Annotated in this window: 11 protein-coding genes; 4 read left to right on the top strand and 7 right to left on the bottom strand. The window is 40.0% G+C overall.

Annotated features, from left to right (window positions below; all coding sequences use genetic code 11):
- Positions 1 to 3: 3 nt before the first annotated feature.
- From L1D15_RS13925 to L1D15_RS13905, 5 genes are all read right to left on the bottom strand, one after another.
- Entirely contained in the window at positions 4 to 840 is an 837-nt protein-coding gene (locus tag L1D15_RS13925; protein WP_239876169.1) for a TIM barrel protein, read from the bottom strand.
- Between the two features lie 5 nt (positions 841 to 845).
- Positions 846 to 1,493, bottom strand: coding sequence for an acetyltransferase (locus tag L1D15_RS13920; RefSeq protein ID WP_239876168.1), 648 nt, complete (start codon positions 1,491 to 1,493; stop codon positions 846 to 848).
- Positions 1,486 to 2,496 (bottom strand): N-acetylneuraminate synthase, encoded by a 1,011-nt coding sequence (neuB, locus tag L1D15_RS13915; protein ID WP_239876167.1) that lies wholly within the window; start codon positions 2,494 to 2,496, stop codon positions 1,486 to 1,488. The genes L1D15_RS13920 and neuB overlap by 8 nt, the downstream gene beginning before the upstream one ends.
- A 178-nt stretch (positions 2,497 to 2,674) precedes the next feature.
- Positions 2,675 to 4,126 (bottom strand): phosphomannomutase, encoded by a 1,452-nt coding sequence (locus L1D15_RS13910; protein ID WP_239876166.1) that lies wholly within the window; start codon positions 4,124 to 4,126, stop codon positions 2,675 to 2,677.
- A complete protein-coding gene (locus L1D15_RS13905) occupies positions 4,113 to 5,525 on the bottom strand; it encodes a mannose-1-phosphate guanylyltransferase/mannose-6-phosphate isomerase (RefSeq protein ID WP_239876165.1) in 1,413 nt (470 codons plus the stop codon). The genes L1D15_RS13910 and L1D15_RS13905 overlap by 14 nt, the downstream gene beginning before the upstream one ends.
- A gap of 644 nt (positions 5,526 to 6,169) precedes the next feature.
- Between L1D15_RS13905 and rfaD the strand changes: the two genes are divergently transcribed.
- Positions 6,170 to 7,111, top strand: a complete 942-nt coding sequence (gene rfaD, locus L1D15_RS13900) for an ADP-glyceromanno-heptose 6-epimerase (protein ID WP_239876164.1) — start codon at positions 6,170 to 6,172, stop codon at positions 7,109 to 7,111.
- 84 nt (positions 7,112 to 7,195) lie between these two features.
- Positions 7,196 to 8,305 carry a glycosyltransferase family 4 protein gene (locus L1D15_RS13895; protein ID WP_239876163.1) on the top strand — a complete coding sequence of 370 codons (1,110 nt, stop codon included), beginning with the start codon at positions 7,196 to 7,198 and terminating at the stop codon, positions 8,303 to 8,305.
- A gap of 15 nt (positions 8,306 to 8,320) precedes the next feature.
- Here the strand turns inward: L1D15_RS13895 and L1D15_RS13890 are convergent, their stop codons facing one another.
- Together L1D15_RS13890 and L1D15_RS13885 are read right to left on the bottom strand one after the other, a co-directional pair.
- Positions 8,321 to 9,490: an O-antigen ligase family protein gene (locus tag L1D15_RS13890; RefSeq protein WP_239876162.1), complete on the bottom strand. Its 1,170-nt coding sequence runs from the start codon at positions 9,488 to 9,490 to the stop codon at positions 8,321 to 8,323.
- Positions 9,487 to 10,212, bottom strand: a complete 726-nt coding sequence (locus L1D15_RS13885) for a glycosyltransferase family 25 protein (RefSeq protein WP_239876161.1) — start codon at positions 10,210 to 10,212, stop codon at positions 9,487 to 9,489. Before L1D15_RS13885 ends, L1D15_RS13890 begins: the two co-directional genes overlap by 4 nt.
- A 356-nt stretch (positions 10,213 to 10,568) precedes the next feature.
- Here L1D15_RS13885 and L1D15_RS13880 point away from each other — a divergent pair, with 356 nt between their 5' ends.
- The gene (locus L1D15_RS13880; RefSeq protein WP_239876160.1) at positions 10,569 to 11,123 is read left to right on the top strand and encodes an acyltransferase; all 555 of its coding nucleotides are present in this window, start codon (positions 10,569 to 10,571) and stop codon (positions 11,121 to 11,123) included.
- Between the two features lie 19 nt (positions 11,124 to 11,142).
- On the top strand, positions 11,143 to 12,174 hold the full coding sequence (gene waaF / locus L1D15_RS13875) for a lipopolysaccharide heptosyltransferase II (RefSeq protein WP_239876159.1): 1,032 nt from the start codon (positions 11,143 to 11,145) through the stop codon (positions 12,172 to 12,174).
- The last annotated feature ends 3 nt before the right edge of the window (positions 12,175 to 12,177 follow it).

The raw sequence follows: 12,177 nt of genomic DNA, 5'->3' as shown, positions 1-12,177 counted from the left end.
AAATTACCTCAATACTTCTGACATCAATAAATACTGAGATTCCAATACTTCGATTTCAGGTGTATAAATTTCTAATGAGTAATAGTCAAGGTCCTTTCTAATATGCTCAATGAACCATGATTTCTCTGTAAACGGTTGGTTGCTATCTTCCAAACCGTCGTTATCACTTATATGATAAGCGCCAGTGATCTCTTTAAACTCTTTTAAGTAATCAACGGGATTAAAACCCAGTGTATTAGAAGATACTTTGAGGTGTGCGACATCTATCAGTAACTTCACGTTAGATGCAACTTTATTAAATATTTCTCTTGTTTCTTCAGCTGCTGTCATTAATAACGGGTCACAATTGAATGACTCAAAGTTTTTTGTAGAAATAACGTTATTCTCGATAAGTAGTGTTATTCCTTTGCCACTTGCGTAATCAGCAAGCTTATTTACATTGTTTATAAACACCTTTAAGCCAGACTTACGATCATTGAGCTGTTTTTTTCCAATAACTTTGCCCAACTCAGACGCTTTTGGGTCGAGCAAGTAACCTGCATGGAAGCTATAATATTTCCCATTGTTCGCCGCAGTAAGTTCGATAGCTTTCTTTGCGTGTTCCATACTAGCTTCAACAATTTCATTGTTGAAGCTAGCGAGATTAAAAACAAATGGCTCTTTGGGCACAGGAAAGTAATTGTGCATAACAATTTTGAAACGTTTTGAGACGGCATACAAATCCTCCTCTAACGTATCTGTATGCCTTCCTCCTGATAGTTCTAAACCATGAATAATCTGGGAATCGAGAATTTTTGAGACCTCTAGGAAGGTCTTCGAAGAAAACCCTCCCGTTGACAAATATATCACTTATTTTTAACCTTAGCTGGCACACCAACAATCCGAGAACCCGAATCTAGGGCACTGAAGTTTAACAAAGAACCCGCACCCAGCACTATACCATCAGCTATGGATAAATTAGGAAGTACAGTCGAACCAGCGCCCAGAAAAGCCAAGTCAGAAATAATAACTCTACCGCATATAACCACACGGGGCCCAAGATGATTGTGATCCCCTAGGATACAATCATGCTCAATAATAGAACCCGTATTAACCAAGTTATTATTACCTAACTTCGATTGGGCGTTAATCACTGCGTTATGAGAGACAATATTTCCTTCTCCGAGTATCGCAGTCCGGTCAACAAAGGCACTTTTTGATACAATATTGGGAAAACTAAAACCATGAATCTTAAGCAAGTCGTACACTCTTTTCCTCGAAGAATTATCCCCAACAGCAATAACACATAATAAATGATTATATTTTTTGGGAAAAGTAAGCAAATCCTTTAAGCAATGTAATACTTTATAATCGCTTTTCTCTTCTGCTGGATCATAGTTATCTTCAATGTCAACCAAACCCAATATTTCATAGCTTTCAGTGGATGATTCAATCGCTGAAATAACCGCATGCGCATGACTTCCACAGCCAACTATCAAACATTGATTACGCACTTCTAAAGTCTCCTACTTGAAGCATATGACCTACTATCAACGTTTTGGTGCTTACGCTTCCGACAATGCTCTGTAACTCGGCTTCATAAAATCCCGTGCCGGGTCGTTTGAGTGTAAACATGTCTGCCGTCAGTATGGTCCCCTCTTGAATATCCTGTGCAATAAACAAGCTCTTTCTAGATACTTGCCTCATTTGCATTTCTTCTTTCTGGATAGATTTAATAGGACTTCCCAAAGAAACTTCTGCCGTTCGAATAGCATCAACTAACTCTTTGAACTCTTGCGGTTCACTAGATGCTTTGTGGTCTGGACCTGGCATCGATTTATCTAGTGTGAAATGTTTTTCAATAACGGTTGCCCCAAGCGCAACCGCTGCAACGGAGGGTATCGGACCTGCAGCATGATCGGAATAGCCAACATCACAGAAAAAAGAGTTCTTTAGAGTGTTCATAGCATTCAGATTTAAACTTTCAAAAGAGCAAGGGTAGTTTGAAACGCAATGTAGCAAAGTCAGTTTGCAATTGTGTTTACGGTATATATCGACAACTTGTTCCACTTCTCCAAGTGTCGCCATACCTGTTGAAACAATTGCATGCTCAGCATGTTCAGCTATAAACTCTTGAAGGGATAAGTCCACAATATCTGCTGATGCTGTTTTGAAAATTGTCACTCCGATAGACACCAAAAATTCTGCACTTTCGATATCATAAGGCGTAGAAATGAAGTCAACATTGAGCTTTCGGCAATACTCAAAAACTGGAATATGATCCTTATAGGAAAACTCTAGAGATTTAATCATTTGATAATGACTTTCATCTTTATCAGTAGTTGACTCTTGATACTTAACTTTTGGTGTACTATCACTCACCAGCTTGTCAGCGGTAAACGTTTGAAACTTTACTGCATCAGCTCCTGACTTTTTCGCGGCATCTATCATCTTCTTTGCCAGCTCAACCGATCCAGCGTGATTCACACCAATTTCTGCGATTATATAGCAACTCATATGGCATCCATAAGCATATTTTTAAATATATATAGTAAGAACTAACTCTTCGAAAATTATCCTCAGAGAAGACTTATCATCGATTTGAAAACTTCTAACAAATAAACAAAGTATCAGATTACTCGGTTTCAAAATGCTAATTTATCTTTGAGGTTTACAAGACAATAAATAACAAGGCCTACCCGAACTTTATGACCTTGCTCAAAACCATGTTGACTATGTCATTCGCTAACCTGATATCACTAGCCTCTGCGTAACAACGCAATTCAGGTGCATTGCCAGACGGACGGAGGTGAACAATACAATCATTCGACAGTGTAAGTCGAAGTCCGTCTGTCACATCCATGTATTTCACAGTCAAATCTTTGAAGCCTAACTTATCTATCAAACGTTGTGGTTCAGCCTCTCCCATTGCCACAATACGTTGACTTTTTTCTGTAGCGAAGTTTTGAACACGATCACTATGTGTAAACCGAGCGGGTAAGCCAGATACCAATTTTGATACCGACCTATTTTGTGATAATACAAGTAACATGAGCACAGGAAGAACAGCGTCTCGCGTTGGCAAGGCCTTCAGCGTGTTGCCGTTAACCGTCACATTACTTCCAAGTAAAAAGCCCCCGTTTGCCTCAAAACCGGCTACAGACTTATACTCCGAAGCTAATCTTTCAAACTCAGCGATTACATATGGAGAGCCTATCTTCGTTCTCTCAACATGAGCAAAATGATTGCACAATTCTATCACCGTATTGCAGCTTACCGGGACAGATAAGGCATCTATTTGCAAAGCCTGGGAAGCTAGTAAACCAAGAATGTCACCTCGCAACCAATTGCCATGCTCATCCGAGACCAATGGTCGGTCACCATCACCGTCTGTTGAAAACACTAAATCCAAATTGTGCTCATTAGACCAACCAATTGCTTTCGCGATATCAGCCTTTGACACCGCCTCAGTATCTATTGGTACAAACTCATCTGAACGTTCCAAACTTACAACCTCGGCACCAAATGCCTCAAAGATTTTATAGTAAAGATCCCGCCCAGCGCTCGAGTGCTCATAAATTCCAATGCGTTTGTTTTCAAGCCATTTTGACTTAAATAAAGACGTATAGCGCGAGATATATTGCTCCTCCGCAAATTTACAAACGGGTAGTTCCAACAATTCTGATATAGGAGTAAATTGAATTGTTGAACCTAGAATTGCTTGCTCATCTGCTTTGCTTATCTCACCATCAGGCTTATAAAACTTAAGCCCATTTCTATCAAACGGTATGTGGCTCCCAGTTACCATTATCGCCGGTATTTTTTGCTCTTGGGAGGCATAAGCCAAAGCGGGAGTTGGAATGACGCCATAGTAGGTCACATCAACACTCAACTGCTGAAGGGCCGCAGCGCATGCTTGAGCCATCGCATAACTGCTCGGGCGATTATCAATGGCTAATGCCACACGCGAAAACTCATATCCCTTTCGGATACTACTGATAAACGCCTGCGCGAAAGCAGCGCAAACCTGTGGGTCGAACTGTGTTACCAAGCCTCGAGCCCCACTTGTACCAAACGCAACACCACTTTGAGCAATTAGATCGCGAGAGACTAATAATGATTTTTCTACCATTTTAAACTCTTCCATAACGGTCTTCGAACCGAACAATATCATCTTCCCCCAAGTAGCTACCTGTTTGTACTTCGATCATTTCTAGAGGTATTTTCCCTGGATTTTCTAAGGCATGAACAGAGCCAAGAGGAATATAAACCGACTCATTTTCTGTGACTAGCCGAGTCTCTTCACCGATTAATACAGAGGCAGTTCCAGATACAACTATCCAGTGCTCAGCTCTGTGATGATGCTTCTGGATAGATAATTTTTCTCCTGGTTTGACCGTGATTCTTTTAACCTGATCACGTTTACCCTGATCGATCGAATCATATTTACCCCAAGGCCTGTACACTTCTCGATGTAATTTCTGCTCTGTTCTTTTCGCCAACTTCAGTTCCTCGACTACCGCTTTAACGTCTTGAACCTTGTCTTTGTCGGCAACTAATAGGGCGTCCTTAGTTTCAACAATCACCAAGTTATCCACACCAACTGAAGCAACTAACTTGTTTTCCGCACGAATATAATTATTGCGAGAATCGACGGTGATTACATCACCGTTTAGTACATTGTTGTGGCTATCCTTGCAGGAGATCTCCCACAACGCAGAAAATGAGCCGACATCACTCCATCCAGCCTCCATTGGAACCACCATTGCTGAATCCGTTTTTTCCATAACTGCATAATCAATAGAATCATCCGGGCACATCTCAAAAATAGCTTTGTCTACTCTTATAAACTCTTGATCCAACGATGGAGATTCAATAGCACGCTTACACACTGCTAGGATGTCTGGCGCATGTTTTTCCAACTCTTCTAAATATCGGTTTGCTTTAAACATAAACATCCCGCTATTCCAAAAATACTCACCAGAAGCAAGGTATCTTTTTGCCGTTTCAATATCTGGCTTTTCTACAAACTCATTTACTTCAAATGCACTACCGTTGTAATTAGAGGAGCCTGATTTAATATACCCATATCCTGTCTCTGGCTTGGTAGGCACGATACCAAAAGTTACTAGCTTATCTGAAGAAGCAAGAGGTAGTGCAGCCTCTACTGATTTTAGAAAAGCACCTTCATTTTCAATAAGATGGTCTGCTGCTAAAACTAGCAAGGTTGCATCTTCCTTTGACCCGATAGTGGACCTTAGAGCCGCAAGAGCTATAGCTGGCGCAGTGTTTCTGCCAACTGGCTCTAAGATAATTCCACCATGCTCAAATCCACCTAAACGCATTTGCTCAGCTGCAATAAACCTATGTTCTTCATTACATATAAGTATTGGCGCTTGGTGAGCAATGCTGGAAAGTCTCTCCACTGTCTGCTGTAGCATGGTCCCTTTACCTGTAACATCCAAAAACTGCTTTGGGTACAGTTCTCGTGACAAAGGCCACAAACGAGACCCAGTTCCACCAGCCATGATGACGGGAGTAATCATTATTGAATTCCTAATGTTGTTAAAAAAATACCAAGGACTTCACCGAGTCAGATTGCTTTTACAGCATCAAATTACAACTTAGTGCCTAACATAGTAGAAGCACTATCACAATTTTGATTGTATCTATAGGTAGCCTGTATTAATGGTGAGCTCGTCATGAACCAATAAAGTCTATACTATTAAAAAACTTATTTAAGCAGAATACATTCTATGTATCTATAAATAGCGTCAACTCAATTGTTTTCATTAATATCTTGACTTCAATTATTTTATCTTACTCAAACCAATTGACTACTCTTTTCTACATCAAGCCCAAGCACTTACAATGTTTACAATGCAAACTGTAGTGTTTCGCTAAATTAGTCATAGTTTAAAGTTCTTTCAATACAATGGTTAAGACTAACCCACTGTTGCACTGATTGGGTCTGAGTTAGCTGTAATCACTTGTGAAATAAAGCGTTATCTTTCCTCTTACTAGTGTGATTTGTAATAGTTTCATATATCACGCTATGAAATTCATCTCCATACCTATTATCTAGATGACCAAATTCACTATGCTACTGCTCTTTCTTGATTCATGTAAGTTTCACTCGCATATCTATCACTGATATACTCCATGTTAATACAACTAACAGAGACTGACTATGATCATCGTAACTGGCGGTGCTGGCATGATTGGCAGCAACATCGTTAAAGCATTAAATGAGAAAGGCATTAACGACATTTTGGTCGTCGACAACCTTAAAAATGGTAGAAAGTTCCAGAACCTTGTAGATCTTGATATCGCTGATTACATGGATCGTGACGATTTTCTAACTCAAGTCATGGCAGGCGATGATTTCGGCCCGATTGAAGCAATTTTCCATGAAGGTGCATGCTCAGCCACGACAGAGTGGGATGGTAAGTATGTCATGCTCAACAACTACGAATACTCGAAAGAACTACTTCATTATTGCCTAGAGCGTGAAATCCCATTTCTCTATGCTTCTTCCGCAGCCACTTATGGTGAAACTGATACATTTATCGAAGAAAAAGAATACGAAGGCGCACTAAATGTATACGGGTACTCAAAGCAGCAGTTTGATAACTATGTACGCCGCATTTGGCAAGACGCTGAGGAACATGGAGAGAAACTATCTCAAGTAACAGGATTCCGTTACTTCAATGTTTATGGCCCTCGCGAGCAGCACAAAGGTTCTATGGCATCAGTAGCCTTCCACCTAAACAACCAAATGAATAATGGCGAGAATCCAAAGCTGTTTGCTGGCAGTGAAACATTCAAGCGTGACTTCGTTTACGTCGGTGATGTTGCAGCAGTAAACTTATCATTTTTAGAAAGTGGCCAGTCAGGTATCTTTAACTTAGGTACAGGGAATGCTGAATCTTTCGAAGAAGTCGCTAAAGCCGTGATTAAGTTCCATGGTAAAGGTGAAATAGAAACTATTCCATTCCCTGAGCACCTTAAAGGCGCATACCAAGAGTTTACTCAAGCAGACCTAACAAAACTACGTGCAGCAGGCTGTGATCACCAGTTTAAAACAGTATCCGAAGGTGTTGCTGAATATATGCAGAAGATAAACAAGTAGCCTCTGATATTTTAAAGGCTTACTATAGAAAGGTGGTTTCAATGCCACCTTTTTTATTGCCTCTTCACTAAATAAAGGTAAGTTGTGACAAAACCAGCAATTCTTCATATTTGTCTTTCCCAAGGTTGGGGGGGATTAGAGATGTATCCGATTAGAACTGGCAAAGAGTTTCTTCAGCGTGGCTATAAAGTTTATGGCCTATGCACTAGGGGTACACAAGTTGCTTCAGGAATGCGAGAGTCTGGTATCGAAGCCTTTGAGATATCAAGCAAAGGGCAAATAGCATCTCAACTTTTACGACTGAACCACTGGTTAAAGCAAAGAAACGTCGAAATTATTCATTGCCATAAATCTGGTGATATTCTTGTTTCTGCACTACTGAGTTTATTAACTAGACGGAAAACTTTTTTCACAGAACACATGGGGGTTACTCGCCCTAAAAAAGACCTTTACCATAAGTGGGCATATTCACATGTTGACCAGATTTTTTCGATCAGTGATGAAACCTATAGACGTAACCTAAAAGCACTCCCTATACCTGAAAATAGAATTACCCGACTCTGGCTAGGCACTGACATCCCAAAGCAGCCAATTGAGAACCCAAATCAAATTGCCACTATAAAGGTTGAATTGGGATTACCTACAGATAGTATAATTGTTGGTAATCTTGGTAGGGTCTGCTCTGGTAAAGGTCAAATGGAACTCTTAGAGGCCTTCAATTTACTGAAAGACACATACCCCGAGCTTCATCTATTACTAGTCGGAGGGTTAGATGTTTCAGAAGGTTCGGACAACACTTTCGTTCACAAGCTAAAAAATAAAATTAAACACTTAAATTTAAGCCAGCGCGTTCATCTAGTTGGATTTAGGACAGATACTAATCGTATGCTAGCGGCAATGGATATTGTATGCCTACCAAATCACAATGAAGCTTTTGGTTTAACTGCAATAGAAGCCATGGCAGCCAAGAAACCCATAGTAGCTGCCAATACTGGAGCGCTGCCAGAAATACTAGTATCAACAGCTATACTAACAAGCCCATTAGAGCCTCAGAAAATAGCAGCTAGCCTAGAGTCCTATCTTCTTGACAATGAGTTGATGAAGAAAAATTCAGCTCTAGCTTATCAACGAGCACAGTCAGAATTTTCGATGAGTGCACATATTGAGAAGCTAGCAAAGTACTATCATGAGTAACCTCCATCAACCAGATTAACTTGACCTTGAGTCCATCTGATTCAAAGAGAATACACCAACTACCAAGGTGAACAAATAAACCACATGCGTATGGTGAAAAGGTACATCGGATAGGCCTGCAATGAAGAGAAGCATAATCAACACTTGGGTAATTACACTCTCTTCTTCTTTGGCCCTATTCAGCTTTTTTGGGTAAAAAAGCCAAACCATCATAATTGACAGACCAACTAAACCGTACCTAGCAAGAGTGTCTACATATTGATTATGGAGATGGGGTTGTCGATAGGCAACTCTATTAGGAACTTCACTAATTTTTTTCTCTAACACAACATCGCCAGCCCCAGTAATAGGCACTTCAATCCAAACGTCAGCCCCCAATTCCCATAGTGCCAATCGCGCTCCAATAGATGTTTCATAGTTTCCTTTGCTTATAGAATTAAACTCAGCCACTGTTCGGTCAATACGTTCATTTATCATAGGCTTAAACGAAAAATAAATAACACTCAGACCAATCAGTGTAACAGCCACCAGCTTCACAAGTGATAAGGCGTTGAAAACCCTATAAATCACGAACATCATTACTATTGGGTATGCCACCCAGACACCACGAGAATCAGTCAAAACCAACGCCCAGAGAGACAATAAGAAGCCAGTAATACATAAACCTTGAATAACTCTCGATTCATAGTGTTTAATCAGCGCTAAAGACGATAAAGACACAAAAGAGCAGTAAAGGGCATAAGGTATTGGATTGGTCGCCATACCAACCCTAGCTAAGTTTAAATAGTAATGTTCAAATATCGCATTAAGCCCACATACAGATGCAGAAAATATAATCGTATTATATATCCAATAATTAGAGAATTTAACCCAAGGAACAACAGATAAATAAATCAAACATGTTAATAAAGTTCTAGGCAACCCAAAATTATCATCTTTCCAAACATGCATAATAGAAAAATATGCAAAAACCAGAATACTAACTAAAAAAAACCTTTTGAAATTATACTGGTTAAAATTACTCTTAATACATTGTCTATATCTTATTATGCTGTAAACACTAACGATAACAGCAACCCTTGAAACCAAAGATTTAGTATCTGTGAAGTTAAATATTGAGATTAAAACTAAAAAAATTGGAGAGAAAAGAAACACCTTCTCCAATTGCTGAACTACATTCTTCATTGATACTTTCTATTATAAATACGCAAGATAAGCTTTCTGTATAGGGAGTAAAGCTCACGAGTAGGCTTTCGATACCACCTAGCTTTACTTTCTTCACCCAGTTGAATTGTTGTTGCAAATTCTTGAGGGTTTTCAACAACAGCAGGGGAAAGGATATAAGACGGCATGTCATGTAGATACAAAGAGCCAACATAGTTATCTACTGGCATGCACCATCGTTTAGAGTGGCGAACAAGCTTTTTAGCAGCACTCGGTGAAATCGCATAGCACCTGAGTCCGCCATAGTTATTTGTCATAAAAGAGATACTAAAATTATCACTTTCTTCTTTGAGGTACAAAACCCCTTTGTCAGTTTTAGGCTCTAAACGCAAAAATCCATAACTATCGATTTTTTCTTGAACCACTTTTAAACTACTCGGAAATGAAGGCAAGATTGCTGCATCATCCTCAAAAACTATAATAGGCTCATCAAGCTCAATAGACTTTTTCCACAGAAGGTAGTGACTTCCGTATACACCTAGCTCTCCTTTCGAGGGCATTCGGCCGCTGGTAAGCCATAGTCGTTTAGCATAGTTATAATTTTCGAACAATTTGTGAGGAGGCTCTGCTCTGCCGTCAACTGCATCAAAAAACTCAAAATCAATATTAAGTTGGTCTAGCTGCTTCTTGATGTACTCTCTACGCTCAGGACTACGCTTTAAACTAATAACAAAAACTTTCACTAAACACTACCAAACCAAGAGAAATGGACGCTATTAGACCATATATGACAATTAAATTGAACCGAATTTCACCAACACTAACACAAACCTAACGTCACATATCCATCCCACGACCTTCTTAATAGTTGATGTTTACCCGACGAATCAAGAACACGAAAGCAACTGGTTTCACCCAAAGACTTGTCCAAGTGTTTAGCACAACTCAATCATAACTACGTTCAATAGCCATAAACCCAACTATATTAGCTGTGTTTTCAACACAGTAATAGACAACGTCATTTCATGGTCATTGCTTTATATTTTAGTTAATGAGCTATACCATATAAAAATGATATGGATAGATATAGGTGAATACAATGTTCAGTTTTACTAACAGACTAAGAAACAAAATAAAAATATCGGGTCGACATCAATTCGCAATAGATCCATCTTCAAAAATACGACAATGTAAGATTGTTATTAAAGGAGAGAACAACAGCCTAAAAATAGGAAAAAATGCAAACTTGCGTCGTTGCAACATTGAAATAGATGGTAATAATTGTCATTTAATAATTGATGACAACACAATCATAGGCCATGACTGCTACCTATCCGCCAGAGAAAATGGAATTAAGCTCAGAATAGGTGAAGGAAGCATGCTATCCCGAAACGTAAAAATCATGACCAGTGATGGTCATAATATTACTAAAGATGGAAAACGCATCAACAGTGCTCAAAGTATCGACATTGGCTCTAAGGTTTGGCTAACCGATAATGTAACCGTTTTAAAAGGAGTGACTATCGGTGAAGGATCGATCATTGGCATTAATTCTACTTTGACTAAATCAGTCCCACCGGGCGTCATTGCGGTTGGTAACCCTGCCAAAGTCGTACAGAATGAAGTATCATGGCAGCATGAACTGACTTATTAGATGAACCCTAGCTTCCTAAATGAAAATTCTCATTATCGGTCCCTCTTGGGTTGGCGACATGGTGATGTCGCAAAGCTTGTATAAGACTCTCAAAGCCAAACATCCAGACTGTGAGCTGGATGTCCTTGCTCCTGCTTGGTGTAAGCCCATACTAGAGCGTATGCCTGAAGTACATCAAGCCATAGAGATGCCGATTGGTCATGGTGACTTCAACCTGTTTGGTCGAAGAGCTATTGGGTATGAACTACGTAAAAATAATTATAGTCATGCATACATCTTACCTAATTCAGCAAAATCAGCTCTAATTCCATGCTTTGCTCGAATACCGAAACGAACAGGTTGGAAAGGAGAGTTCAGATACGGTCTGCTGACAGATCTTCGTCCTGACAAGCGTGTTTTTCAATATATGGTCGAGCGGTATGTCGCGCTCGCCTCATCTTCTTCCTCTATGCTGGAAGAGGTGGCGTTGGCTAATTGCCCAAAGCCAAGCCTAACAGTCGACATCACTTCTCAACTCGCGGCTCGTCAGAAACTAGGTCTAGAGAAGCAACTTCCAGTCGTAGGCCTATGTCCTGGGGCAGAGTTTGGCCCGGCAAAGCGCTGGCCAGAAAAGCACTACTCAGCTCTTGCCAAATATCTTATAGATAAAGGCCAACAAGTTTGGTTGTTCGGCTCAGAAAAAGACAGAGCTGTCACCGAAAAAATTAAATCAGCTCTTACACCAGAACAACAACAATACTGTTTTAATTTAGCAGGGAAAACATCCCTTATCGAGGCGGTGGATTTGTTGGCAGCCTGTCATACCGTTGTATCAAACGATTCAGGTTTAATGCATGTTTCTGCGGCGGTCGGGTGTAATATAGTCGCTATTTACGGCTCTAGTTCACCAAAATATACGCCACCTCTGACTGACACGTTAGAAATGGTGCATACTGACGTTGAGTGTCGGCCGTGCTTCAAACGAGAATGCCCACTTGGTCACCAAGACTGTCTCAATAAACTAATGCCTTCTCAAGTCATCAATGCTGTTGATAAATTTCTAGAGCAATAATTC

Source organism: Vibrio sp. Isolate25, assembly GCF_022398025.1.
Taxonomy (GTDB): Bacteria; Pseudomonadota; Gammaproteobacteria; order Enterobacterales; family Vibrionaceae; genus Vibrio; species Vibrio coralliilyticus_A.
The sequence above is the reverse complement of the archived record's forward strand: the minus strand, read 5'-3'. Positions and strand labels throughout refer to the sequence as shown.